At 48.7% G+C, this 24,948-nt stretch carries 24 protein-coding genes; 3 read left to right on the top strand and 21 right to left on the bottom strand.

What is annotated here, in order from left to right; genetic code table 11:
• Nucleotides 1–682: 682 nt before the first annotated feature.
• Nucleotides 683–3,064 (bottom strand): glycosyl hydrolase family 95 catalytic domain-containing protein, encoded by a 2,382-nt coding sequence (locus tag GGC63_RS33485; protein WP_192705897.1) that lies wholly within the window; start codon nucleotides 3,062–3,064, stop codon nucleotides 683–685.
• Nucleotides 3,065–3,239: 175 nt separating this feature from the next.
• On the opposite strand from GGC63_RS33485, the gene GGC63_RS33480 reads away from it, so the two are divergent.
• Entirely contained in the window at nucleotides 3,240–4,148 is a 909-nt protein-coding gene (locus tag GGC63_RS33480; RefSeq protein ID WP_192705896.1) for an AraC family transcriptional regulator, read from the top strand.
• 124 nt (nucleotides 4,149–4,272) lie between these two features.
• On the opposite strand, the gene GGC63_RS35275 is transcribed toward GGC63_RS33480, so the two are convergent.
• From GGC63_RS35275 to GGC63_RS35020, 3 genes are all read right to left on the bottom strand, one after another.
• On the bottom strand, nucleotides 4,273–5,568 hold the full coding sequence (locus tag GGC63_RS35275; RefSeq protein WP_192705895.1) for a sensor histidine kinase: 1,296 nt from the start codon (nucleotides 5,566–5,568) through the stop codon (nucleotides 4,273–4,275).
• Nucleotides 5,547–6,254 carry a response regulator transcription factor gene (locus tag GGC63_RS33470; RefSeq protein WP_192705894.1) on the bottom strand — a complete coding sequence of 236 codons (708 nt, stop codon included), beginning with the start codon at nucleotides 6,252–6,254 and terminating at the stop codon, nucleotides 5,547–5,549. The genes GGC63_RS35275 and GGC63_RS33470 overlap by 22 nt, the downstream gene beginning before the upstream one ends.
• A gap of 78 nt (nucleotides 6,255–6,332) precedes the next feature.
• Nucleotides 6,333–6,464 carry a hypothetical protein gene (locus GGC63_RS35020; RefSeq protein WP_264082132.1) on the bottom strand — a complete coding sequence of 44 codons (132 nt, stop codon included), beginning with the start codon at nucleotides 6,462–6,464 and terminating at the stop codon, nucleotides 6,333–6,335.
• Here GGC63_RS35020 and GGC63_RS33460 point away from each other — a divergent pair.
• Complete coding sequence (locus tag GGC63_RS33460) at nucleotides 6,463–6,732, top strand: FAD:protein FMN transferase (protein ID WP_144028095.1); 270 nt, start codon at nucleotides 6,463–6,465, stop codon at nucleotides 6,730–6,732. The two genes, GGC63_RS35020 and GGC63_RS33460, sit on opposite strands and share 2 nt — an antisense overlap.
• A gap of 176 nt (nucleotides 6,733–6,908) precedes the next feature.
• Here GGC63_RS33460 and GGC63_RS33455 read toward each other — a convergent pair whose 3' ends face one another.
• From GGC63_RS33455 to GGC63_RS33380, 16 genes are all read right to left on the bottom strand, one after another.
• Nucleotides 6,909–7,811, bottom strand: coding sequence for a polysaccharide deacetylase family protein (locus GGC63_RS33455; RefSeq protein ID WP_192705892.1), 903 nt, complete (start codon nucleotides 7,809–7,811; stop codon nucleotides 6,909–6,911).
• Nucleotides 7,804–8,469 carry a class I SAM-dependent methyltransferase gene (locus tag GGC63_RS33450; RefSeq protein ID WP_192705891.1) on the bottom strand — a complete coding sequence of 222 codons (666 nt, stop codon included), beginning with the start codon at nucleotides 8,467–8,469 and terminating at the stop codon, nucleotides 7,804–7,806. Before GGC63_RS33450 ends, GGC63_RS33455 begins: the two co-directional genes overlap by 8 nt.
• A gap of 69 nt (nucleotides 8,470–8,538) precedes the next feature.
• Complete coding sequence (locus GGC63_RS33445) at nucleotides 8,539–9,582, bottom strand: GNAT family N-acetyltransferase (protein WP_192705890.1); 1,044 nt, start codon at nucleotides 9,580–9,582, stop codon at nucleotides 8,539–8,541.
• Nucleotides 9,583–9,589: 7 nt separating this feature from the next.
• The gene (locus GGC63_RS33440) at nucleotides 9,590–9,907 is read right to left on the bottom strand and encodes an EamA family transporter (protein WP_079914758.1); all 318 of its coding nucleotides are present in this window, start codon (nucleotides 9,905–9,907) and stop codon (nucleotides 9,590–9,592) included.
• A gap of 38 nt (nucleotides 9,908–9,945) precedes the next feature.
• Nucleotides 9,946–10,323 (bottom strand): DUF2304 domain-containing protein, encoded by a 378-nt coding sequence (locus tag GGC63_RS33435; protein ID WP_079914759.1) that lies wholly within the window; start codon nucleotides 10,321–10,323, stop codon nucleotides 9,946–9,948.
• 4 nt (nucleotides 10,324–10,327) lie between these two features.
• Nucleotides 10,328–11,035, bottom strand: a complete 708-nt coding sequence (locus tag GGC63_RS33430; protein WP_079914760.1) for a glycosyltransferase family 2 protein — start codon at nucleotides 11,033–11,035, stop codon at nucleotides 10,328–10,330.
• Complete coding sequence (locus tag GGC63_RS33425; protein ID WP_192705889.1) at nucleotides 10,995–12,284, bottom strand: glycosyltransferase family 39 protein; 1,290 nt, start codon at nucleotides 12,282–12,284, stop codon at nucleotides 10,995–10,997. Before GGC63_RS33425 ends, GGC63_RS33430 begins: the two co-directional genes overlap by 41 nt.
• Nucleotides 12,285–12,736: 452 nt before the next feature.
• Nucleotides 12,737–13,876: a toxic anion resistance protein gene (locus GGC63_RS33420; protein WP_192705888.1), complete on the bottom strand. Its 1,140-nt coding sequence runs from the start codon at nucleotides 13,874–13,876 to the stop codon at nucleotides 12,737–12,739.
• Between the two features lie 21 nt (nucleotides 13,877–13,897).
• On the bottom strand, nucleotides 13,898–15,586 hold the full coding sequence (locus GGC63_RS33415; RefSeq protein ID WP_192705887.1) for a vWA domain-containing protein: 1,689 nt from the start codon (nucleotides 15,584–15,586) through the stop codon (nucleotides 13,898–13,900).
• A gap of 12 nt (nucleotides 15,587–15,598) precedes the next feature.
• Complete coding sequence (locus GGC63_RS33410; protein ID WP_192705886.1) at nucleotides 15,599–16,336, bottom strand: hypothetical protein; 738 nt, start codon at nucleotides 16,334–16,336, stop codon at nucleotides 15,599–15,601.
• Between the two features lie 334 nt (nucleotides 16,337–16,670).
• On the bottom strand, nucleotides 16,671–18,173 hold the full coding sequence (locus tag GGC63_RS33405) for a sensor histidine kinase (RefSeq protein WP_192705885.1): 1,503 nt from the start codon (nucleotides 18,171–18,173) through the stop codon (nucleotides 16,671–16,673).
• Nucleotides 18,170–18,856 carry a response regulator transcription factor gene (locus tag GGC63_RS33400; RefSeq protein WP_192705884.1) on the bottom strand — a complete coding sequence of 229 codons (687 nt, stop codon included), beginning with the start codon at nucleotides 18,854–18,856 and terminating at the stop codon, nucleotides 18,170–18,172. The genes GGC63_RS33405 and GGC63_RS33400 overlap by 4 nt, the downstream gene beginning before the upstream one ends.
• A 105-nt stretch (nucleotides 18,857–18,961) precedes the next feature.
• Nucleotides 18,962–19,723, bottom strand: a complete 762-nt coding sequence (locus tag GGC63_RS33395; RefSeq protein WP_192705883.1) for a hypothetical protein — start codon at nucleotides 19,721–19,723, stop codon at nucleotides 18,962–18,964.
• A 233-nt stretch (nucleotides 19,724–19,956) separates the two neighbouring features.
• Nucleotides 19,957–20,415 carry an NUDIX domain-containing protein gene (locus GGC63_RS33390; RefSeq protein ID WP_192705882.1) on the bottom strand — a complete coding sequence of 153 codons (459 nt, stop codon included), beginning with the start codon at nucleotides 20,413–20,415 and terminating at the stop codon, nucleotides 19,957–19,959.
• 159 nt (nucleotides 20,416–20,574) lie between these two features.
• Nucleotides 20,575–21,132: an adenylyl-sulfate kinase gene (gene cysC / locus GGC63_RS33385; RefSeq protein WP_225948680.1), complete on the bottom strand. Its 558-nt coding sequence runs from the start codon at nucleotides 21,130–21,132 to the stop codon at nucleotides 20,575–20,577.
• Nucleotides 21,133–21,538: 406 nt separating this feature from the next.
• Nucleotides 21,539–23,440 carry a hypothetical protein gene (locus GGC63_RS33380; RefSeq protein ID WP_192705881.1) on the bottom strand — a complete coding sequence of 634 codons (1,902 nt, stop codon included), beginning with the start codon at nucleotides 23,438–23,440 and terminating at the stop codon, nucleotides 21,539–21,541.
• Nucleotides 23,441–23,729: 289 nt separating this feature from the next.
• On the opposite strand from GGC63_RS33380, the gene GGC63_RS33375 reads away from it, so the two are divergent.
• Complete coding sequence (locus tag GGC63_RS33375) at nucleotides 23,730–23,945, top strand: hypothetical protein (RefSeq protein WP_079914771.1); 216 nt, start codon at nucleotides 23,730–23,732, stop codon at nucleotides 23,943–23,945.
• 589 nt (nucleotides 23,946–24,534) lie between these two features.
• On the opposite strand, the gene GGC63_RS33370 is transcribed toward GGC63_RS33375, so the two are convergent.
• The gene (locus tag GGC63_RS33370) at nucleotides 24,535–24,858 is read right to left on the bottom strand and encodes an ArsR/SmtB family transcription factor (protein WP_192705880.1); all 324 of its coding nucleotides are present in this window, start codon (nucleotides 24,856–24,858) and stop codon (nucleotides 24,535–24,537) included.
• Nucleotides 24,859–24,948: the final 90 nt, after the last annotated feature.

Below are 24,948 nucleotides of genomic sequence, written 5' to 3'. Positions count from 1 at the left end.
GGATCAAACTCTCCATTAAAGTGATCACCGAAGTGATCTATAATAGAGCTTGTCTTAAGCTCAAAATTCAATGCTAGCGAGAATTTTCATTCTCTTCAAACATTCACTCGTTGTTCAGTTTTCAAAGGACAATGTCTATCACTTGCTCATCTGTTTTACCAGACAAGATCGTAATATATCATATCTTGTAGCTCCAATGCAAGTAAAACTTTTTTCCATTCTTGGGATTACCCAGCAAGCTCAGAAACGATGTTAACTTGTTTTGAATCTATCGTGCCGCTCTTCAGCGACCGTGGTTTGTAATGTACCACATCTCCTAGCTTCATTGCAAGCAAAACTTTTTTTCCATTCTTGGGATAGTCCGGCAAGCTCAGAAAACGATGCTTCACTTGTTTTTGAATCTATCACGCCGCCCTTCGGCGACCGTGGTTTGTAATGTACCACATCTCTTAGCTTCATTGCAAGCAAAACTTTTTTTCCATTCTTGGGATGGCCCGGCAAGCTCAGAAGCGCCATTTCACTTGTTTATGAACCTATCACGCCGCTCATTCAGCGACCGTGCTTTGTAATGTATCATATAGTAGATAACCAATGCAAGTAGAAAAACCTTGTGCGCTTTCCACCTTATTTAGAGAGAGGCCCGCCAAAAGATGCCCCTCTCTTTTTTATGACCAAATGCACTTTATCCCTCGCACGAAACCGTCAGGGCTTCACCCGGCTCCAGACGAAGCTCGTAGCAATGACGGCCCAATGCAGAAGGTGTGACCTTGCTGCTGTGTCCCGACCAGGAATAGGCATCGAATCTTTCAGGTAGCTTTACTGTTATCGCAGTTGCCCGTTCAGCAACAAGCTGCGCACGGAAGGAACCCTTTCTTGTATCCCAGGACATGGACAGCCTCCCTGTACAGAAACGAAGGTCCGTCACAGAGCCTTGCTCCCATTTATCCGGCAGTGCCGGAAGCAGCTTGACCAGATTAGGCGATACATAGAGCAGCATCTCCTGAACCGCATTGACCCATCCCATGTTGGCATCCATCTGAATAGGCGCTTCCGTCATGTTCATGCACACGCCCATATTCCGCCAATCGTTGTGTAGCGTGAAGAAATTGTTCAGCAAGCACGAGCGGGATAATATATCAAGGCATTCCAAAGCTTTGTTGCCGTCTCCGAGCCGCGCATAAATAGCAGCCATATGGACGAGCGACCAGCCGCTTTGCGCTCCGATTAACCGCTTTTTGACCGCCGTCTCGAAGGCTTCAAACAGCTCCGGCTGCTCCTCTCTGGTAAATTCCTGTCCAGGGAATATCGGATAAATATGCGACAAATGCCTATGATCATACCGGTCGTCAAACGTTTCATTCATCCATTCCCGAATGGCGCCGTCCTTGTTCACCTGATAAGGAGGAATCCGCCGGATCATCTGCTCCCACTTCTCGACCTCATCCCCGTATACTCCCGCTTCGCGGCTTCCCTCAACCAAATGAGACAGCAGCTCCTTCATAACGGCAAAATCCATAGTGGCATTAATCGTCGTAGGCATCGGATGCGCCAATGGTCTGCCATCGGTCGGCATAAAATTTTGCGGTGTATTTTCCGGCGAAACGGAAGGATAATACTTATAGAAGCCGTCCTCGCCCAGCACAAGAAAATCTTCATAGAACAGAGCTACTTCCTTCATGAACGGAAGCACCTTTCGTTTCAAAAAGGCTTTGTCACCGGTATACAAATAATACTCATAATAATGTCTGGCCAGCCACCCCGCAGCACTGGTCCAATTCATAATAACGGGAACAATCTGGTTAGGAACACCGATCCCCGGTGTAGAACCTGCCGGAATATAAATGCCGCGGCAGCCGTACAGCTTGCGAGCATTATCTCGGAAATCGTTCATCATGCTGTCATAGTAATGGATGAGAGCAGGCATCAGCTCGCTGAGCCCCCCTGCCGGGGCATGCCAATACATCATTTGCACATTCTCATTCGCCATGTTGTGACACCAGGTCAAGCGGTAATCACCGCCCCAAAGACCGTACATGCCAAAAGGATATCCTTGCTCGCGCGTGCCGGATATGAATAAATACCGGCCGTACGCCCACATTTTCTCGATTAAGCTTGTCGGAGCTTCTCCGTCATATGCCTCCAGCAAAAGCTCTTCATTCGTACGCTCATCATGAGCCGCCCCTAGCTGCAGGGAAGCGGAGCGGAATAATCGGCCGTGCAGCTCGGCATGAGCGTTCAGCAGCTCCTTGTAATCGGCTTGTATAGGAGATAACTCCTCTTGAAGCCGTACCCACTCCTGTTCACGCTGCCCTTTTACGAACACCTTAACAGCCACGAGTAGACTCGACGATTCACTGACCCGAATAGCACCCGGGAGAGCCTCCCTGCTACCTGATGCGGATATTACACGAAGCACCGCTCCGTAATCCGTACCATCGTCGTTGCGTGCAGCGTAATAAATATAGTCGCCCTCAGCTTTGATCTGGACGGTTTCCTCCATTTCCTTGCATTTCTCTGCCAAACGAGGGCTGTCCGTCGGATGAAAAACCAGACTTAATTCCGCTTGTATGGAAGGCCTGTCCGATTGAACCTCATAGACTATCGCATTGTCCGCTCTCGATACGAACAAGCTTCTTTTGTAGGCCGTCTCACCGTCCTTCCACGATACCGTCACTTCCCCGGTTTCCATATGAAGAGTCCGGCGGTATTGCTTGAAAGCATGCTCTCCCTGCATCATCAGCTTCAGATCGGCTACAGGGAACCTGGCTGCCAAGCGGGTATTATAGCCTTGTTCTTTCAAGGCATTGGTTAAATTCCAGCTGGCTTCGAGGTATCTCTCCTCATCCATCAGCTTCCTCGTCTCATCGAGCTTATGGCTGACATCCGGGACCACATCCTTTTGCCCCCAATGCCACAAGTCCTCATGAGTAATGAGGATGGTTTCTTCTTTAATCGCGCCGAAGACGGAAGCGCCTATTTGTCCATTCCCTGACGGCAAGCCTTCCCTCCATTTATTTTTCCACCATGAAGCCGGATATTTTAAGGTAAGCTGGTTATGGCTCATAAGATTCTCTCCCAGTGTTCATTTTTACTGATTTGATCCCTTATTCGGTTTCCTTATGAAAGCCATTTCATTATAGTTCCGATTTGTTTTGATGTCTTTGCACAGAATCGTATCTATTTGTCCTTTTTTCCAATATAATAGAGAATGACATTGATTGCTAAGAAGGTGAACCCGTTTGAAAATTGCCGTGTACAGCTTCCAGGTGGATTACCTCACACGTTATTCCGATTTCAATCCTTTGCTGCTTTTTGCGCAAAAATATGTCTTTGGCCCACGGGAGCAATGTCCGCTGCGTATCTGTTATACCAACGCCATCATTCTGGTGGAGGCCGGTCAAGGCATTCTGCGTTTGAATGATCAGCAATATCAGGTTCAGACGGGTTCCCTTGTCTATATCCCTGCGGGAACAATCCATCAATGGACCTCGGATGCAAGCGACCCGATGATCCATCGCTGCGCCTACTTTGATTGGAAATATGTCGACCGGCCGGGATTTCAATACCAGAGGAATTATTTTAAAGGGATAGATACCTACATAGAGGAGCTGATCTCCCCTTGCCCGAAGCTTGAGCTGAATGAAGTAACGACCATCAACAATATTCCGTTATGGGTCTCTTATTTCAATGCATTTACCCCGCCGCCGGAGCTGCTGGGAGGACGCAACCCTTGGGATTTCCTGAAATACAATGGAGCCTTCCAGAGCTTCCTGCATCAATTCCTTGCCTATGCTGTAAAGCATCACGTGACTTATGATCCGCGAATCAAAAAAATATTGGACTTTATTGAAAATGAGCCGCTGGAGCTGGAGGTTGCGCAGCTGTACGAGCTGGCCCACGAGCTTGGATTAGGCAAAAGCCGATTTCACGACCTGTTCAAGCAGGACACAGGATATACGCCGAGCGATTATTTGAACCGGTTAAAATATCATCACATAGCGGAGGATTTATGCTTCTCGCGTCTTTCCATCACGGAGATTGCCGAGAAGTACGGATTTTCTTCGATTCATTACTTCTCCAAGGCATTCCGCCACGCAACGGGAATGTCGCCCTCCGAATATCGGGACAAGTATAAAGCGCTGCTATGACGCCCTCGAATAAAAAAAGCCGGCAGTGATCAGCTTCGTGCACTGATCTCCTGCCGGCTTTTGGCAAGCCCGGCCCGCTTAGAGTTGCTCCATTGGTAAAATGAAAAGACCTTGACCGCATGTCTTAAGCCTGGCTGCGGTGAAACATAACCTCGAAGCAGCTTCCTTCCCCTTCCTTGCTTGTGACTCTCACAGCTGCCCGGTGCATCCTCATGATTTCGGAGGCAATAGACAGGCCCAATCCGGCTCCGCCGCTCTCGCGCGAACGTGCCTTATCCACCCGGTAGAACCGGTCGAAGATAAGATGCAGCTCATCTTCGGGAATCCCGATCCCGGTATCGCTAACCCTTAGCATCAACTCGTTATCTCCGTGCGGTATGCACGAAACCGTGACCTCCCCTTCGGGAGAAGTATATTTAATAGCATTATCTAACAATATATAAATCAAGCGGTGCAGTTGGTCCTCATCCCCCATAACGTATGCATCCCCACTCCCGGATGGCGATTCACCGATTCGAAGCTGAATCCCCTGCTTCTGAGCAACCGTTTGCATTGACTGCACCGCATCTGCACATAGATTACACAGATTAACCTGCTCCCTCTGGAACGTCCAGGACTGCGAATCGCTTCTGGCCAGAAGCAGCAGCGACTCGACCAATCGGGTCATTCTCTGGACTTCATCCTTCAACCCGTCAAGAATGTGCTGCTCGAACGCAGGCAGGCTGGACTTGTAGTCCTGCAGCAGCTCTACGGACGAATGCATCACGCTGAGCGGCGTTCTAAGCTCATGAGAAGCATTAGCGGTAAATTCCACCTGCTTGAGATAGGAGTCCTTAATGGGCCCCATCGCCCTGCCCGCAAACCAATACCCTCCGGCCGAAGCGATTGATAGCAGGACGACGGAGAACACTAACAGCACCCATTTCATTTGGCTGAGCAGCATGATGTCCGAAGAAATATCTATGGCTGCCCAGGCCGTACCTCCTGCATTCATTGCGGCGCTGCCGACAAGAAAATGCTGCTTCTGCTCCCCATCCTGTATTTCCAGCCTCTGCTGATTCACGGATTGCCCTGCTCTGGCCCATTGCACCATCCGCTCTGACATAGCAGCATATGCCGTCGATGATACGTACAGCCTGTTATCAGAAGCTTTGATCACTACCAGCTCATTGGATTGCAAATACTGCCAATCGATACCTCTGGATTCTCGTTTACCATCGCGGTGATCCTTGAGCCCCTCCTCCAGGCGATGCTCCCATTGGCGGCTTGTTTTCTCCAGGATGTTGGCCATCTCCGACCGTTCATTCCTTTGGATCGTTTCCTGCAAAAAGAAGTAGTAAGCCAACGTAACAAGAATTAAAATCAGCGCCAATACACAACCGAATACTAAAGTCAGCCTCATTCTTGTTCGTTGGAACACGTCGAGTCCTCCTTTATCATCAACCGGTAGCCGAAGCCCCGCACATTATGAATCAGCTTATCGGGGAAAGGATCGTCCAGCTTTTTGCGCAGCAGCTTGATCGTTGCGTCCACCGCATTCAAGGTGATTTCCGCATCCAGGCCCCATACGCGGTCGAGCAGCTGCTCCCTGCTTAATACTTGCCCCTGATGATCCGCCAAAAAATCAAGCAGCTGGAATTCACGCCGCGATAGCGAAAGGACTACCCCGCTTCGAATCACTTCCCGACGTGTCTTGTGAATGACGAGCACATCTCCCAGGCTCACCTTCTCCCCTTCCCAATTCGTCTCCTTCCTTCTGAACAAGGCATGGATTCGAGCAATTAATTCTTCAAAAGCAAACGGCTTGACCAAATAATCATCCGCCCCGGCATTGAGTCCTTGTACTCGATCGGTTACCGTATCTTTGGCGGTCAGCATTAGAATGGGCGTAAAATCCTTCTTTGCCCTGATTTGCTTGCACAGCTCTATCCCGCTCTTGCGCGGGAGCATCCAGTCCAGGATATAAATATCAAAGGCAGATCTCTCTATGAATGATTCCGCTGTCTGGGCGTCTTGTGCCCATTCGACTTGAAACAGCTCTTTCTTCAGCTTGTATTGAACCAGCTCACCAAGCCTGGCATCATCTTCCACTAATAAAATGTTCAAGGTCCTTCCCCTCATTTCTACAAGCCAGGTAAGTTAAATCTATCTTGTCGCCGTACACTTTTCAGCATGATTTCATTTTTAGCACTGGCCTGGCTGTCCAGACAGACTGGCGTTTGGGTGCGTGTCAGCGATACGCTGTTCGAGCTGGTTCGCTTCCCGCTTCAAATTGCCGAAATGACGGAAGGGAGCTTCGATCCTGCTGTAGGTCATACTATGGCCTCCTTGGGGCTTCAACTATCATTATTTGACAAGACAGCCGATTCTAGACGATAGAACAGGACTGAATACGAACGTTTCCTTTCGAGATGCAGAGCTGGACGAACAGGTCCAGTCCGTTCTGCTTACCAAGCCGTTTAGGCTCGATCTGGGAGCGGTAGCCCAAGGCTTCGCCGTTGATCTGGCCGCCAAGGAGCTGCGGATGACAGAGCATTTTCCAATCGTCCAGCTTAATACCTATAACGATACTCTTCTAACATGAAATTGAAGTGAAAAATGATATAGGAACAAAACGACGAGGTACTCTATGGCTTCTTATTTCAGCTGCATCCTAGTGCCCAACAAAAAACATCTCCTCCGTAGCTCGGGTTCCCTAAGGGTTCCTTTGCCTTCCGGAAAAGATGTTAGCTTCGTTGAACCAGATCAATGATTGATGAGTTAAGAAATGGAGGTATTCCCTTCATAGTGAAGCTTCAGATGCTCCGATATGGATGTGAACCGGAAGCTCTTCATAATGTCCTCCAGCTTGGACTTCGTTCCCCGCACATTGTAGTAATGAATGAAATGCTCCTTAAGCGGCAGCTCCAGCTTGTGCTCGCGGGCATCGATCTCCCTCGGATGCAGGTAGACGATAGAGCTCTTTCCTTGGCGGTTCGCCGATCGAATGGCCGATTTGATGACGAACTTGGGAAAAAAACGGAAGTAAAACCCTCCCGAATACCCGACGTTTTTGCCGGACACGTTCATCACAGACATAGGGACTTCATAGATTCCCAGCTCCCGCCCGTTCACTTGCGGTTTATGAATGACCGTCGGAGCCGTCGGAATGCCGTACAAAAAGGTTTTCACCGGAAAAATACTCGCGTCGTATTGCATCCCCAGCTCCTCCAGCGCCTCCAAATAGTGCAGATTTCGTTCCACTATGGACCATGAAGGAGCGCGGTATCCCAAGACAGGGGCTCCCGTTAAAGCCTCCAGTATATCGACCGATTTTTTTACGTCGGCTTTGAATTCGTCGTAGGTTTGCTTGTATGCAAGCTCATGGCCGTAGCCATGGGAAGCAACGTCATGCCCTTCCTTCGCGATCCGCTGGACGATGTCCGGGTACTTCTCGCCGATACAGCCCAGCACGAAGAAGGTCGCCTTGCAGCCGGTGTCACTGCAAAGCTGAAGGAGCTCGTCCATATGGGCCCTGAAATTGGAGCCCTTGCTCGTATCCGGGGCCATGTTATCGTAATTGGCGTGAAACCATTCCTCAATATCGAAGGTGAGCATATTGCTGATACGGCCATCGATCGGCCGAGTGCTGGAAGCGCTAGTATGGTTAACGTTGTTAAGCAAATGTCTTGACCCCTTTGATGGCGAATGAAGTGCAGAACATGCTGGAGAGCTGGCCGCTCTCAGCGCCCTGGCTTACGAATTTGAAAGGATGATACAGCTTCAAAAATTGGATGTCCTCGAAGCCATGCCGGATAAACTCCTTCTTTAGCTCCTCCATCGCATACATTTGGTCGAACTTTTTGCTTTTCTCGAACAAACGAAGCAGCTTTCTTTGAATGGAGCCTTTGTTCAACGTCTCGATAAGCAGCGTCCCGCCCGGCTTGGTTACCCTAGCGAGCTCCCGAATGACATCCTTGTACTGCTCGATTAATTGGATGACGCCGATGCAAAGCACAACGTCAAAACGGTTGTTGTCAAACCGCAAAGCGGTCAAATCGTCAGTCGTTGTTTTCAATCCGCGGGCTGCTGCAAACTCTAGACTTTTCTCGGAGAAGTCGACTCCGTATACGGTATTATCCTTAACCAGCGGCTCGCTGAACGCCCCTACTCCGCAGCCGGCGTCCAATATTTGCTTGCCCCGGCATTCTCCGAGCCAGCGCAGGGTATGATCCCTCTGCATAAAAAAGCTTTCTTCGTTGAAATAATCCGACGATTTGACCGATGCTCCATGCGTCTCGGCTTTGTTATCGAAGTACTGCTTCCAGTTCAATTGACTCATTATTTTTACATCCTCCGATGGAACATCCATATGATGGTGAGAGTTTTAGCGGCTTTCCTGCGAAAAGCTCTAAGGCAAAATATACTTCATCAACCGTTTGCCTGCAGGATCGGTGATAAAGGAAGGGATGACCTTCCACAGCTCGACGAACAGATGCAAGCTTTGCTTGTCAGGAGCTCCGGCAGCATCGCGGCCTCCGTTATACACAAGGTACTTCAGCTGTATAGGCTCAGCGCCCCATTGCTCCTTGTATTTGTACGTCCCCGAGCCTGTCTGAGACCGGCCAAGGTCCAAATACTTCAAGCCGTTCCGTATGCCGAATCTTACAGCCTCCCAGTACATGAAGTTGTTCAGGTACTTGCTGTTATATTCGATAAGATTCGCCCCGTAAGGATAATAGAGCGTTGAATTGCCCGGGCTCGTCAGCAGCAGCATCCCGCCCACGATCTCCCCGGACTGCCGGTCCAGTACGGACAGCAGGAATGTTTGCTCCGGCAGCTGTTCGAAAATCCGCCGGAAGAAGGATATATCCGGGGCCGGTGATCCCAGCTGCTTCATTCTTTTTACATACACTTTATAGAAGCTGTCCAAGTAGCCGGAATCAAAGGACACGGAGAACCAGTCATTTTTATATACCTTGCGTACATGGTTTCTGTTGCTTCTCGAGGATAGGGACAGCACGTCCTCCTCATTCTCCGATAATGGAAGCAGAAACGTATGATGCTGAAGATTCCGGCTCCAGCCTGGCTGCTCGATGTCCTGATCCTTGAGCCGCAGCTCCGTATAGCCTAGCGAATAACGATCCTTCATGTCCATCGCCGCCTTCAGCGCAAAGCGGTACGACGCCTCGCCATCGGCGCATAGATCCGTGTAATTGACAAAGGGCAGGGACACGCCTACTTTTTTCAGCGCCAGATTACGGCCGGCAATCAGAGGCATGATCGCACAGATACGGCCATCTTCATTCACAACGGCATGATAAAGGCATTGGTATCCGAAGGAGCCCAGCAAAATCTGTCTAAAAGCCGTAGTATGAAATACGGTCCCCTTCGCTTGCGCGAACCGGTCCCATTCATCCTTCATGGCTTCGGTATAGGCAACGCACCTGTACATGAATGAATTATCCTTTCAGCCAAAAAATGACGCCGATTAATATAAAGGCGCATCCGGACCATTTCATGAGGCTAATCTGTTCATGAAAGACCAGAATGGAGACGGCAATCAGCAAAATATACTGGATGCTCGATACGAACGTAACATAGCTTAAGTCGAACTGGGACAGGCAGTAAATCCATAAGAAGGCGGCCAGCGCATACAGAACGAATCCTAACACGATAAGCGGCGATGATAAGTAGCCTAACAGGATGGATAGCAGCCCCGAGTCGAAGCTGACGCCCCTGCTTCCTATCTTGAGCAGCGTGCTAGCCGCCACGGTCATCGTGACGCTTCCGAAAAGCATGATGTATTTAATAATAATTACCCCTCGTTCATTTTCTTTTCGAGCTCTTCCAGCTTCAGCTTCGTTAATCCGAGCTCCTGCGTCAAAGCTTTATTATGCATCTTCAGTCCCGATATGCTGACGCTCATATTCAAGAGCAGCAAAAAGGCGCATGCGATCAGGATGGCAAAAAACGCCGATGGAGCATAGTACACCCCGATTAAGGTGGAGAACCAATCCATTAAATCCGTGAACACGGACATGATGAGCGTGAATAAGCCAATAAAAAACCATACCAGCGAATATTTTTCCTTGATCATCCTGGCTCTGACCATAAGAAAGACCGAAATAATAATAATGAGGCTGAATACGATCCCCATCACTTGAAAGCTATACAAATGATATCCGCCATCCATGCTATCACCACCTCGTCCTCGTATAGGAGAAAAAGATGGACAAGATCACTTTCGCCATATAATACGGGCTTTTGATAGGAGTAATGGAGGAGGCTCCGTGCTCCCGCTCCCTCATTTCAACACCGACCTCCGTGATGCGCAATCCATGCTTTCTCAATAAAATAATGGCGTCCGGTTCCGGGTAATCATCCGGGTAATGCTTGCACAAGAGCTCTATGCTCCTCCGGTTATACATCCGGAAGCCCGAAGTGCTGTCGGTCACCTTGGTCTGAATCATCATGCGGAACAGCAAATAAAATACCTTGATGCCCAGCCTGCGCGACCACGTCGTTCGATAGGATTGAATGTCAAGGAACCTGGAGCCGATAACCATATCGCACCCGGACCGGTTCATCGTGTCGTACAGCTTCTCCACTTCTTTGGCTATATGCTGCCCGTCGCCGTCAATCTGCACCATATAGTCGTAGCCTCTGGTGTAGGCATACTTGAACCCGGTCTGCACCGCCCCGCCGATGCCGAGGTTAAAGGGCAGATCAACCACCTTGACGCCTTCCGCCTGCCTGGCCGTAAGAGAAGTATTATCATGCGAGCAGTCGTTAATGACTAAGATGTCGGAATAAGGGAGGCTCTCCCGGATATCCCTGATGACTTTCAAAATGTTGTTTTGTTCATTAAAAGCCGGAATCACTATTAACACTTTTCCTTGTTCCATAACGGCTCAGCTTCCCCGCATATTTTTTTGCAATAACGAACACACCATATAGAATTCTTTCTGCCCCGTATCCCGCCGCAATAGCAATGAACGGAATGGCAGGCGCCCTGTAACGGTACATCGCGTCAATGAACAGGACGATACAAAAAATAAAGATTGCCAGCGCGGAGAGCCAAATGATAGACGACTTCCTGAACTTGCCGTTCACTATGGCCATCACAGTGCCTGTGAGGAAAAGCAGCGTTGGAAGCAGATGCTCCGCGAGCACTTTTATACCGTGCAGACTGGTCACGTTCGTCTCCCATACCCAACGGCCGAGAAATGCGATGACTCTTTTGCCGTAGATAATGGAAATATGGTCCCAGTTGTTAATCAAGAAGCTCAGAATCAAGCTGTTGAATATATTAATATCGTAGTTTGGTTTGAAATAGTGGTCGTGAGGTGTCGCTTTATCATAAATCCAGCCTTTAGCATAAATATTGTAAAGCACTTTCTTTGCATTAAATTGAAGAGAAGAAATGAGAGGATCCAATGCATTGCCGGAAAATAAATAAATGCAAGCCGCGACAGCTGCAAGAGCGCAGCCTCCGAGGACATAGCGGTATGTCTTCAGCATACGCAGCAACGTTTGCCTGTTCGTTCGAATAACGATATACAGGAGAATAAACGCCATCATGACGATGCCCGTCGGCCGGAAAACAACCATGTACAGCGATGAGACAACAAAAAGAATTTTGTATATTCGTTTATTGGATTCATATACCTTGAGGAGGAGAAAAATACATAAAAGCAAAAGACTGATAAAAAAACTGTCTGAAAGGATATACATCGACCACAGCGTCACTTCCCATGCATCATAATAAAAATAGGAGGCTATGATCGCTGCGGTTCTATTAAACAGCATGCGTGTAATTTTAAATACCAGAATAACGCTCAAGCCCGCAGTAACCGCCTGGATAAAGACGATTTTGGCCGGGTCCTTGAACAGAGCCAGCAGCAGGGTAAGCAGTAAATTATAGCCCAGATACATCAGATCGTTCATTTGCGTACCAATGGCAAAGTGATTCAGTAAAGCGCTTGCATAGTCGATATACCATTGACCGTCTTCAGATTGGGGGAGGCCTTGACCCGAACGTAAAATCCAGAAATAGTAGCCTAAGATTTGATCAAGCGCCAGAATCACAAGAGGAATCGTGAAGATAAAATCCCGATTCTTATATTTGTGATAAATACGGACAAGTAGGGACAATTGTACACCGCTCCAAATGTTTTATGAGTTGTAATCCTGTCTTCATCCAGCTTTAATCGTATAAATGTATTGCCTATGACGCGAACATCACATCAATTTACTTGCATCACCTCGAAGTTGTCAGCAATATTCCGCACGAGATTCTGTTTCTGTATGACCCGTTGGATGCACCCCTTACTTCCCATCTTGGAATCCTGAAAGAATCACTCCTCGAAATGGCCTTGATAGAGGGCTTCTCAGGATGAAAATGAAAATCGATAATCCTTTCGACGGCCCTCAATCATATTCCTGCTGTAAAAACGGCTGTGAATTATAAAAATATGGTTAAATTTTTAAATCGTGTTAGCTCTTTATACCGATTTTGAAGGAATAATAAAACAAACACCCGCTCCCAAAGAGGAAGTCGAGTGTTAGGTAGATTGAAGTATTATAGCAGGATACTATTGTAACTATTAAAGCCCCAGTAAATTCCCTTTCTCCAAACGCAGGATTTGCTTCTCCCCGGCGTCGGCTAAGGTCCGGAATTGATCGATCGTCTCCCGCATCTTCGGAAGAGCTTCTTGCTTATACATGCTTATGGAGTCAAAGGCCGACAAGACATCCGTGAACGCCTGCTTCAAGGTATCCACCGAGACGCTGGTTTGCATGGCCTGCTTTTGTATTGCAGCTCCCTGCTCCTTCAACATCCTGGAGGTACCTGCGATAATATCGTTCGTCGTTTGGTTCAGCAGGTCGATCTTTTTCAGTACGATGCCTTGATTGTAGAGCGCGCTAGCCACAGTTACCGCAATTCGCAGTGCAGAGATCGTAACCGTATTAGCCCTGTCTACTCCGCGAATAAGCTCTTTATTGTTGCGTATGAGCACCTCGAACGCCATAATGCCTTGTTGATTGACAGCCAGCATTTGCTGCATATCCATGATGCGCTGACGCAGCGGAAAGAGTACTTCCTCCGTAATGAACCGGATTTTGTCCGAATCTTCATCACGCAATTTGGCGGCTTCAATCTGCGCTTCGATGGATTCATCCATTAACATGCCAAGCTGAATTTCTTTTCTAAGCCTTTTCGTCAGCTCCCGGATTTCCTGCTGCTCGATTTCAAGCGTCGTGTTGTCGTTTTTAAGAGTCGCCTTCCCCTTCTCCAGGGACACGATAATATCCGCGATCACCACATCCGCTTTTTCATACTTTAGAAAGTACGCACGCAGCGGATTGAACAGTTTTCCGAGAAAGCCTTTCTTGGCAAAGTCTATGACGCTCGGATCCAGATCCTTCAGCTGGGTATGCAGCTCGGCGAGACTCTTGGCTACTGGCCCTCCTTCATCACCGATCTTGGAGAGGTTCCCTACCGTTACCTGCAGCATCGTATTTTTTTTCGAGGACATTCTCATCGTAGTTAAGCCATAGCTGTCAATGGATTGGAGTATTTCCTTCTTCTTATCAAGCGAATCCAGATCCAATGCCATAATAGCGGCAACATTCGCATCAGCTGCCTCCTTCAGCTTGGCTATCTCCTCCGGAACAGGCTTCACCTCTTCCTCAATCGCTCGCTTGATCTCTTCCTGACTTACGACTTCCATGGAAAATGTCATGTTACTCCTCCTTTGGCTGTATTACATTTGGACGTTAAACAAGTTGCCCAGCTTGTAGACCACATCATCGGTATCCGCATTAATGCTTGCCGCCTCGTTGATGCTTGAAATGCTTTCAAGGGCCTTGATATTCGCGTTATAGCCGATAGTATAAATAGGGATCTTGAAGGTCTCGATTAGAGCCTTGATCTCATTCAAGGAATGGCCCTGATTGGTTTCACCGTCACTTAGGACGAAAATGATCGGCTTAACGTCAGGGTTCGCCGCTATCTCATCCTGCAGCATCTTCATGGCTACAATAACAGCGTCAAAGGTAGCCGTTCCTCCGTTAGCCTGGAGACTATTTACCGCCCCGACAAATTTGGATTGCTGGGTCGTGTCATACTTGCCGATAGGCAGCTTAATGGTGACCCCACTGGAATAAGCAACAAGACCGATGCTGTTGTTTTTCCCCAGATACTTTTGGCCTTTGATTAAGGATTCCTTCAAGCGGTTGATCGGCACTCCCGCCATGCTGCCCGATACATCCGTTACAAAAACAGCGGCAATAGGCTTGCTGCCGTCCTTCTTTTCTTTCCAGACCTTTTGTGCGGAAGACAGAAGGTTCCCGTCGATGGCAGCGACTTCGGATTTATATTCCTCCAGACTGTTAAAGCCCTTTTGCTGTGCGGCCTTCTGATATTTCTCCTGCGTGACGAATTCTGCGAATTTCGAGAGAATCTCCATCTTCGTTTGCGGAAGATCGCCTAGCGCATATAACGGACTGTCATGCCTTACGCCAAAAGGAGTAAAGACGAAGCCCGATTTCAAATCGGCGGTGTTGACATATGTTTGGTATTCGAGAACAAAACCATCCAGTGCGCCGGATTTGGCCGCATCCCGCATTTGGATCGTGGTCGACGCGGTAAACGGCACATTGGATTGGAACTTCTCAAAGCCCTGAACCGCTTTATCGCTTAGGATATTCGAGCTGTCGAACGTACTGAGCGCTGTAACAAGGAAATTCAATCCGGTGGAGCTGGCGAACGGGTCCGTATAGCCCATGGCAAATTCGTTGTTTGCAATAGCATCCGTCACGGTTTTTACATTGACCGACCCGTATTTGCCCACTATAGCATCATATTTCGGCTTCGTTATCACAATGCCAGGCACGTTCCCGACGAGACGTTTGGCAACGAGCTGCGTCTTGACGCCGCTGGCCTTGACCATTTCTCCCCACAATTCATTGGAAGGGGTGAACGCATCAGGTACATATTTGGCGGATTTAATGTAATCGGCTGCGGTACCGGAAGCGATATTGCGAATTTTTACCGACGCGGGCTTCCCGTTAACGGCGATGCTGGCTTTATTGAATTCCGTCGCAACATCGGTCAGCCAACCGTCGACGCCGGTCCCCGACTTTTCGGTGGAGGAGAAGATTTCCACGAAATTATCCGTCGTGTTATTCACCGTAATCGGGAACTTGGAGATATCCGGCAGGGATGAGGCGAGATCCACCGGATTAAGATCGATCTGCCCTTTGACCGGCGTCTCGGTAGCAACGGATACGTCGGAGTAAAGCTTGTTTAATTTCTTCAATGCATCCTCGGATGAAATCTGCGCTTTGGATTTTCCAAAGTTCGAGGTCAGAGTTACCCCTGCATAAACTAATACGAAGACGAAAACGACAATAATACCTGAAAACAGGAAAAACTTGCCCTTTCTCGGCATAGCGATCACCTCTTACTGTTTGTAATATTTCGTTTGTTTGATTAATGAGTCTATCTCCTGCATACAAGCCATCGCTTCAATATCTGCAGGCTCCAGGCTGTTAAGGCGGGAAATTTCGAGGATCAATTTATCCAGCTTCAACAAAATCTCTTCGTTCGTGGCAAGGGAATCCTTGATGAAGGTCATATACTCGTTGTAGACCATAGCTCTCTCTTGAATAATCTTCGGCGATAACTGGGTAGATCTAGGATTTATGACGCTTTCATACTCCGATTCATCAAACACAAGGAGCCGGTTCAAAATACTTTTGACATTCAGATAAAACAGCTTTTCGACCTCCTGCGTTACGGAGAAAAACTTCTGATAACTCAGCTCTGTTGGTTCAAATCTCTGATGTAAGGTTTCCAGTAAGGTTTCTTTCTTTTTGCCGATACGTTCCAGCTGCCTTAAGGCAAGGGAGATATCCTTCTCCAGCACCTTCACTCTTCGGTAGCTAGTGAGAGCCTTTACATAATCCTCATGGGTTTGGATCTGTTGTACGGATAGTACAACCTTAGGTCTAAACAGCCATGCATAACTCCCATAGAGCAGCACAAGCACGCTGGCGAACAGTAACGTGACACCCAATGCCGTCTCGAAAGGGCTGCCTCCTATTTGAACTCCCAGAAATCCGGGCGATAGGACGACGATATTGACAACGATAATACCGATCATAAGTCCCAGCAGCTTTATGTATTTTGTGCCTTCCAATGCTTACACCCCCCGACGCCGCTATAACGGTCACAATAACCAAGCTTCTTCAACTATCGGAACTGGAAAATTGGACCCAAAGATGCCACTCTTGTCTATATTACCAAAAAAAGCTAGAACGGTGTTGTTTTTTGTTAAGGTGCTAATATCATGTAATACGTTCCTTCATAAGGATTGTATTCAAAATTTTGTATTACCGAACTAAAAATCCGCGTGGAGCGGAAAAAGCGGCTTCGTTACTAAGGAGGAGGCTCGCCTCAAAATCGATGCCCGTAACACAGGAACTCATCGAAAAAAAAGAAGGCGCCGCGCGCCTTCAAATCATCGGATTCATTTAGTTAACTCCCGGCTCTAAGTAAAATGCAACGCCATCAGCTTCGTTAGCGGCTCTAACGGTCATCCCGTGATGCTCCGCGATTTGTTTGACGATGGCGAGACCGAGGCCGAATTGACCGTCACCGCCGGTTCGAAACGGCTCGAAGAGATTTGCCGCTATCGCCTCATCCAGGGGCGGTCCGTCATTGGCGATAATGAGCCCTGGCAGGGTGGCGCTCCTCTCGCTTGGCTTAGCCTGAATGTGAATGCGGCTTCCCGCGTACCGGAGCTGGTTGTCCAATATATTCTCGATGGCTACCTTCCACTGCTCGGCGTCACCCGTTACCTGAAGATGGGGCGCGAGCTCCAGCTCCCATTCGATTTCGGGCCGGCGATAGCGCAGTCTATCCACGGCGTCTTCAATGACAGCGTTCAATTCGAACGGTTGAAACGGTTTGTCCCGAGAGGTCAAATAATTAAGCTTATTCAACAGTAGCAGGTCGCGGATTCGCTTCTCCAGCCTCTCGCCTTCCTTGATGATGACATGGAGGCTTTCACTCAAGCTGCCCTTCGGAAAAATGCCGTCCAGGATGGACTGCGCATAGCTTCGGATCACCATGACGGGGGTTTTGAGCTCATGTGATGTGTGCTGCAGGAAAAACTGCTGTGCCTTGTCCTGCCGGACGAGGCGCTGCCTCATCGATTCGATGGCCTTCGCCAGACGCCCAATTTCATCCTTGCGCTTTGTCTCCAGCGGTTCGTGCCAATCCCGTTCGGCCAGCTTGCCTACATGCCGTTCGATCTGAACGAGCGGACGGGTAAAATAGCGGGCCAGCCCGACGCAGGGGAGCCAGCTGACTACGATCAGACCGACCATAAGCAGCATAAGCCTGAAGAACATAGTCATGACCAAGTCGTTGCGGTAGCTGCTGGAGGCGTAGGATATCAGATAGTTGGGCTCGTTTTGAAAAAACTCTTTGCGAATGACATAGAAAATGCTGTTATTATTGATGCTCCGTGTATATTTCATAACAGGGGCAGACTGGGTGAAGGCATCCTGCTCCATGGCTTGGACAAACGGCAGAGTAACAGGATCGGCGGCTATCGTAACCGCAGATTGCGCATTGCCGTTAATCATAAAATGCTGAATAGCCGGACCCTCCGGGGCGCTGATACGAGTCGCTATCGTAAGTGCCGCCATTTTATCTGGCTCCAGCTGTTTCTCCGTGACTTCGTCCTGGGAAGAAACCGACATTTTGGTCATAGGAACAGTCTGTGTCACAGGCATGCTGGGGGGCAGCTGCTTCAAATCCAATCGGACCGCCGGAATAGCCAAAGTATTTTGCTCCATTTGAATCCCGCTTTGCGCATCGAGCAAAATGTCGTACATTTGCTGCGTAAAGAAGCCCTTCAGCGTCCAAGGCAGCAGGATGGCAAGCAGTCCGAAAATAAATAAGGTCAAAGCGGCAAAAGCACCCCATAGCTTCACGGCAAGCGGCCATTGTCCGACTCTAAGCTTCATGCTCTCACCATCCTGTATCCGAAGCCGTATACGGTCTCTACCCGTAGCTCCGGAAGCTTGCGCCGCAGCCTGCGCACCAGATCATCTACAACGCGGTCGGAGCCGTAGTAGTCTGCTCCCCAGACCGCATTCAGCACCTGCTCCCGATCCACAATCTGACCGCTATGGCTGACGAGGAATACAAGCAGCTCGAATTCCTTGCTTGTCAGCTCCAGCTTGCTCCCGTCCCCGTCTGTCACGATCCGGGCTTGCTCGTCGATGAGATAAGGAGGAACGGCCAGCTTGCTGCGGCGCTCCTGAACTGCAACTGAACGGACGCCGCCATATACCCGCTCCAGCAGCTTCCGCGTGCGAATCACGAGCTCCCGGGGAAGAAAAGGCTTCGCCAAGTAATCATCGCTGCCTAATTCCAGGCCGATAACGCGATCGATATCGGCGTCACGCGCAGAGATAAAAATAACCGGCTGAGACGGAAGCTCCGCCTTGATCTCACGCATCAGCTGGAAGCCGTCTACGCCGGGCAGCATGATATCGAGGACCCACAAGTCCGGTCGCTCCGATATCGCCGCCTGAGCTGAAATTCCCTCGCGGAACGACCGCACTTGCCACCCCTCTTTCTCCAAATAAGCGGCAAGGACGCCGCTTAAGTGCTCCTCGTCTTCTACTAAATAGATTCGGTACATGAACTTGTCCTCCTGTAGGGTCCCTCTATAGGAAAAGGCGGAGCCGATCCGCTCATGCGCACCGGTTCCACCGTATGATTAGACTGTATGTGCAGATAACGCTTATTATTTGCTCTCTTCATTCTCCTGAGCGGGCTGAATGGCAGCGGCTTCTATTTCTTTAGAGAGTTTACGAAGGCTCTCGGTCTCGCTCTTATAATCCTTCAACAGCTCCGGCAGCAAGCTGCGGATTGTTGCTGCATCGTCCGCCTCCACCGCTTCGGCTAATTTTTGCTGGCGTTTGAACGAATCCGGAAGCTCCGCTTTTATTATATCATTAGCGTCCTTCACCTCAACTGGAAGCGCTTGGATAACCTCCTTCATGACAGCATCGTCCCCCTCCTTGACAATGACCGCCGCCTCGGAGCTTTGCTTATCGGAGGAGCCAGGCAGGACTATGCGAACCATTTGCCGTTTCTTGGACGAATCGGCGGTTTCAGCGCCATCTGCACCCGTGCCGCTTTCCACTGCTTTTTTCGTCATCGTGATGCTTTTCGTCATTTGCGGCTTAGGCAGTTCACTCTCTACCTGTTTTCGCTCGTCAAGCGCCTGCTTCCACTCCCCGAGGGTTTCCGGAGCATAGGTAGCGGCCAGCAGCTTCAAATAATTGCGCTGCAATGCAGGCTGCATCAGAAGGTTCGAGCCGCCCCCTACAGCGAACGTCGAGATGGTTACGGCAGGCTGCGCCAATACGGCGGGCGTTTGGGTTTCCTTCTGATCGTTAGCATCGGCGGCGAAGGCGCTTCCCGCCCCTCCGATAGCCATGGTGAGCATAGCGGCCAGCAGGCTGGTATGAGTTAAACGGCGTTTCCATTGGTTTGTTTTCATGATTGAAAACTCCTTTCGGTTGGTAGGTTTAAGGAAGTGGTTTCCCTTACACCCCTACTGTACCGAAAGATTATGGACAGGGTATCGCAACATTATGGGAAATTATGTGTTGGACCGGATGGTTAATGTAAATCAAGGCTTGATTCCAAAATAGCGGGGCTTTTAATCATGTATTGTGAGGGACTTCCTCAGGCCGTTTACCATAGTAATTGACAAGCAATCTACAGGCTGCATTAATTCGTATCCCCTAAATAGCAGCCTTTCCATGAAGAATTCTGCAATATATTTCCCAGTTGCTTAGGATATAATCGAATATCCTCGAGACGGCTAATTTCAATCCATTCTACGCCGACCTGGTCATCATCAGGGTTCTCGCCATTAGTCAATCCGGCATCGCGGGAGACCAGGGAGCATTGGAAATAAAATTCAACTTGATGAACTTCCCCATCCCATGAGGCAAATTCATGATTTTTTCCGATATATTCCCGAACATAGACCAGGTCATGGACTAGCACGCTCTCTCCGATCTCTTCTATGCATTCCCTTTGGACAGCGTCTTTTAATTCTTCTCCATGCTCTTGTCCGCCGCCCGGGAATAAATAAAAATATCCGGAATCATCCTTGTTCTTGGTCAATAAAACCTCCCCGTTCTCGATAATAATGGCCTTGGCAGAATTTCTTATCGGCTTCATGTTTCCTCCTATAAATATTAAGAGTAAGGGAATACATTTTACCACAAAAGGTCACAATTGGAAGGTTTTTTTGTACGGCAAAAGGCAGGGCTAACCAAGCACCTGCCGCCTCTTAGTCTTTTCATTTAGCTTGGGTTTTGTGGAAAATACCTATATGGGTCATAAGTACCCACAATCGCTGAGGTAATCCAGAATCACGCATATCGATTCCTCGATCGTTAGCCGGTCGCTATCAATGATCAACTCCGGATTAAGCGGCGGCTCATAGGGGGCCGAAATGCCTGTAAACTGCTTGATCTCACCGGCTCTTGCCTTTTTATACAGTCCTTTAGGGTCTCTTCGTTCACACTCCTCAAGCTGGCAGCGAACGTAGATCTCGATAAATTCATGCTCTTCAAAGCTTGAGCGCAGCCGCTCTCTATCTGCTCTATAAGGCGAGATAGCCGCAGCCAAAACGATGATCCCCGCATCAACGAACAGCTTGGCGGTTTCCCCCATTCTCCTTATGTTTTCCGTACGATCCTTCGCACTGAAGCCAAGCCCCTGATTCAAGCCATGACGAAGATGATCTCCGTCCAGGATATAGCTGTGCATATACCTTTGGTGGAGTTCAAGCTCCATCCGTTCCGCCAAGGTCGATTTCCCTGAGCCCGGCAGCCCGGTAAACCACAATACATAGCTTTTATGTCCGTTTAACCTGTGTCTATCCGCTTTCATGATCTTGGACTCATGCCAGCCAATATTAGAAGTCACGATTGTCACCTCACCGTTATGAAACCAGAGCCGTTCAGCTTGTTTTATACTCTATGTAACTATAAGGCAAATGGCATGGACTTGTGCAAAATTGATGCAAGTATCCTCGATGGCATTTTGGGTGAAGTTGAGAGGTAAAGATTGCATCGAATGGCAAAAAGCCCTGCAGATGAATGCAAGGCTTGAAGTTGTTCCCTGTATATTGGTCAATGCACAAGTTCGTATGGGACTATTGAGTTGACATTACTATTCTCATCAAGCATGGTTAAAGTTTTCAGCTAGGATAGATTCTGGCGCAGTGTTAGGACCTATCCGCTATCTTTCATGCCCCGTAGCAGCAGCTACTCTTGGATACTCATCTGCCATCGAGTTATTGTGCTTGGGTTGTGCGGGTTACCTGGAAGTCTTGCTGCCACAAGATCCGCTCTCCGATTTTGATGCTGGCTCTAAGCTCATTAGTCCCCGGCTTCAGTTGCCGGACAGCTTTGTATTGGTACAAAACCTGATCCGTTCTAAGCGGTGCGACCCATTCGGCATTGGCCTCCACCGCAGAATGCTCCAAATCTCCGCGGTCTGCGACAACAAGCTTCGGGCGATCCTGGATATTATCGGATTGGAGCAGTTGGGTGTTATCCGTCAAGGAGGCGACCAACTCCAGACTATCGGTATCGCTGGATTGCGGAAGGGATGGCGCCGCAATATGATAGGCTTGCAGCCAAAAGGCCATATCCGAGCCTTTCTCGGAAATGAGCGAGCCGAACAGAGTCCTGGCATCCGCGATATTCAAATAAAGCTCTCCGTCCGCCAAGCGTTCCGGTGCTTGAATCAGCTTCACATGGCTTCCAGCGTTCCCCTGCCACATGGTGTCCGCTGTGTTCGAACCGGGCCTAACCCGAAATCCATATCCCGTATTGCTTTCCAAGGTGAAGGTACCCTCCGATTCACGGACCGTATAACGGAAGCCTTCGGATAGAAACGGAGCCGAGACGTACCAAGAGCCTTCCTTCTTGTAGCCGACCTTTCTTTCCTGAAACAGCAGCTCGTCGCCATTCACTTTGGCGTTGTTATAATAGAGCGTATAAAACGAGATTTGTATAGCCTGCTCGCTCCCTGGCTGCAAAATACGGTCCGTGTAGGGATTGATTCTGAACCACGTTTTGCCGACATACGAATCAATCTGATACCACCGATTACCCAGCTTATCGTCCCAATAGTGGGACGGATGCACAATCTGTGGTGACAACTGCGCAAATTTGTACCATATTCCCGACGTCGGATAGCTCATCAGCTCTGTGTTGGCATTTAACTGAATGGCGACCTCAGCGGGCTTGGTATCGATCGGATCGGCAAACTGCTTATTCACCCAGCCATCCCCCGATGAAGTATGTACGTGGTACCAGACAGGATCATCCGGTGTATTCCCGTAGCTGTTCCGTTCGATTCGTTCGAATGACTCCACAGTCTGCGGCTCTAATATGGCTGCTTCCTCATCGTATGGATACGGATGAACGAACAACGTCGTTCGGGTATCGAGCTTTATGGATTCCTTTGTCTCAGTGATCTTCATGCCGCGCGACGATATCCACTTAGGGCCGTTATCCGTCTCCACCCGGTATAAGGAGTTATAAAAGGGAGATACAAATTCGCCGGTCACCTGCAAGGCGGCATGGCGCAGGTTCTCCTCGTTGAGAAAGTATGCCTTTTCATCCAGGCTGCGCACACTGCCTATCCTGTTCAACGGCAGCTGGACCCATTGATCCCCAAGCCAAGTCGTATGAATCTGCAGCCATTTCATAGTGCTATTGTCGAACCCTTCTTCTGCGAACCACTGCTTCTGCGCCCCTACTACCGTCACATCTTGAGGCGATAATACGGCAGTTGGCTCCTCCGCTGCATCCGGCTTGGCATAAATCGGTGTATTATCCAAAAGCGATATCGTTTTAGGCGGCGGGACATCCAGATCTTTAGACTGAACATTAATCCATTTGTCACCGAACCTGGTATGAATCTTCCACCAGTTATGCTGGCTTGACCACGGCATACCGCCAATGACGACCTCTACATCCTGCGGAGCCAAAACTCCTTCCGGAGGTGCCCATGAATTTTCGTACTTATCAAAGTACGGCGTATCCGCGAGCAATCTGATAACCGAGGGCACTCTGCCCGATTCCGGCGTATCCGTAGGAAACATTTCCGCGTTAGCGGATAGGGTGGCTGCTGCAAATGCTTGTATGCCGAACAGCGTTCCCGCCAGAGCCTTCATCCACCTCATTAGCTCTCACTCCTTCCCTAATCTCTCTGAATGGTTAAACCTTCCTAATTTATACTCGATTTGTTTGTTAAAGTTGTCCGATCTCCTGCTGTCTTCAATGAACTAACGTACTCGATAGCGTAACAGCGGATGCCGCGTTCGTGAGGATGTGTAAGGCATTTACAAAATAGCGTTTGGTAGACTATGATTTTAATATTCACCTATTGGGGAAATTGCGTAGGATTCCGGACAGCGTCTACTGTGGCCGATTACGCCGGCAATGAAATCAAGTTGAAGGAGTGAATAAAGGATGAAGAATAAGTTCGAATTTACTGCTGTCGTCTTAATAGGCAATGGCGAGTTAACAGACGACTTTACCATCGATCTCGCCAAAATGGTTGACCGTTTGACCGCACAGCTGGAGATCGCCCAGAAAGCACTGCAAACTATTGCGGGGAGCTCAGAGCAAGGTAACGAAGCAGCCAAGACCATTGCAATAGAAGCTCTTGAATCTATTGTCGAGTAGGTGTCGCTGCTTTCGTGTTTTATAACGTAACGTTATCCGTTAGTTTAACGAAGGATTACATGTTCCCTTTAAAAATCTCGCTTAATACGCCATTAGGATTCATATCAGGATACCAACCTAAATCCTTCCTCTTAAGGCTGTTTACCTTCCCAATCCTTGAACATCCCAGTAAACTCAGGAAAGAATCGATCCAGCCAGTTGTGGATACGCGGCTGTATTCACTTTAATTGGTTTATTTGGCTTGAAAGCAATAGGTTCCATTTACTTAATGTTGGCAATTGTAAAAATAATTGATTTATTGAGCATCGGTCCATCGTATCCTCCAAGCAATATTTCCTAAAGTCATGGTTTATTTTACCATACAACTAAATTGTCAGTTAGCTTAATGCCAGTGACCAGGATTATTATTTACTGAAACCCGCAAGAATAAGGAAAAGCCCGGAATCTGCAGCGATTCCAGGCGGTTTAGGGGACGTCGATCGAATTCACGGCGCGGTTTTTAGAGCAGACAACCTGATCGTCAAAAAATTTTACAAGAGAGCTGACGTAACAGGCTGTACCTACAGGTACTGCCTGATTTGCTTCAAATCTAGTAAAACCTGTGGAGCGATTCAATTAAGCTTTTGAAACGATCAGGCTTTAAGAGATAATAAATCCGTTTTCCCTCCCTGCACTCCTGTATGAAGCCCTCGTCCTTCAATTCCTTCAAATGGTATGACAGCTTCGACGACGAAATGTCCCCCAAACCAAGCTTCAGATCCTCCGGGCAGATGGCATGCGCATAAGCCGAACAGACCGGCGCTTGGTAAATCTCCTGTCTTCCCTCTTTCAGAAGCATCAATATGTTTAGCCGTATCGGATCGCTGAGCACTTTAGCCGCTTGGGCTACTGCAAGTTCATCAATTTGTCTCATGAAAAAATTATATCATCCCCTCCTTGACATTTCAATTATTATTGAAATATAACCAGCTCGATTCATTTCAAAATAAATTGAAATAAAAGA

This window comes from Paenibacillus sp. OAS669 (assembly GCF_014873645.1).
GTDB lineage: Bacteria > Bacillota > Bacilli > Paenibacillales > NBRC-103111 > Paenibacillus_S > Paenibacillus_S vulneris.
The sequence above is the reverse complement of the archived record's forward strand: the minus strand, read 5'-3'. Positions and strand labels throughout refer to the sequence as shown.

Bases quoted from the DNA above. Each gene is read 5' to 3' on its own strand.
- GGC63_RS33380 (WP_192705881.1), bottom strand. From the start codon at position 23,440: ATGAGGTGGATGAAGGCTCTGGCGGGAACGCTGTTCGGCATACAAGCA.
- GGC63_RS33400 (WP_192705884.1), bottom strand. From the start codon at position 18,856: ATGTACCGAATCTATTTAGTAGAAGACGAGGAGCACTTAAGCGGCGTC.
- GGC63_RS33420 (WP_192705888.1), bottom strand. From the start codon at position 13,876: ATGACATTTTCCATGGAAGTCGTAAGTCAGGAAGAGATCAAGCGAGCG.
- GGC63_RS33485 (WP_192705897.1), bottom strand. From the start codon at position 3,064: ATGAGCCATAACCAGCTTACCTTAAAATATCCGGCTTCATGGTGGAAA.
- GGC63_RS33370 (WP_192705880.1), bottom strand. From the start codon at position 24,858: ATGAGACAAATTGATGAACTTGCAGTAGCCCAAGCGGCTAAAGTGCTC.
- GGC63_RS33435 (WP_079914759.1), bottom strand. From the start codon at position 10,323: ATGGATGGCGGATATCATTTGTATAGCTTTCAAGTGATGGGGATCGTA.
- GGC63_RS33415 (WP_192705887.1), bottom strand. From the start codon at position 15,586: ATGCCGAGAAAGGGCAAGTTTTTCCTGTTTTCAGGTATTATTGTCGTT.
- GGC63_RS33375 (WP_079914771.1), top strand. From the start codon at position 23,730: ATGAAGAATAAGTTCGAATTTACTGCTGTCGTCTTAATAGGCAATGGC.
- GGC63_RS35020 (WP_264082132.1), bottom strand. From the start codon at position 6,464: ATGACCTACAGCAGGATCGAAGCTCCCTTCCGTCATTTCGGCAATTTG.
- GGC63_RS33440 (WP_079914758.1), bottom strand. From the start codon at position 9,907: ATGACCGTGGCGGCTAGCACGCTGCTCAAGATAGGAAGCAGGGGCGTC.
- GGC63_RS33450 (WP_192705891.1), bottom strand. From the start codon at position 8,469: ATGAGTCAATTGAACTGGAAGCAGTACTTCGATAACAAAGCCGAGACG.
- GGC63_RS33390 (WP_192705882.1), bottom strand. From the start codon at position 20,415: ATGAAGCCGATAAGAAATTCTGCCAAGGCCATTATTATCGAGAACGGG.
- GGC63_RS33430 (WP_079914760.1), bottom strand. From the start codon at position 11,035: ATGGAACAAGGAAAAGTGTTAATAGTGATTCCGGCTTTTAATGAACAA.
- GGC63_RS33445 (WP_192705890.1), bottom strand. From the start codon at position 9,582: ATGTACAGGTGCGTTGCCTATACCGAAGCCATGAAGGATGAATGGGAC.
- GGC63_RS33395 (WP_192705883.1), bottom strand. From the start codon at position 19,723: ATGAAAACAAACCAATGGAAACGCCGTTTAACTCATACCAGCCTGCTG.
- GGC63_RS33405 (WP_192705885.1), bottom strand. From the start codon at position 18,173: ATGAAGCTTAGAGTCGGACAATGGCCGCTTGCCGTGAAGCTATGGGGT.
- cysC (WP_225948680.1), bottom strand. From the start codon at position 21,132: ATGAAAGCGGATAGACACAGGTTAAACGGACATAAAAGCTATGTATTG.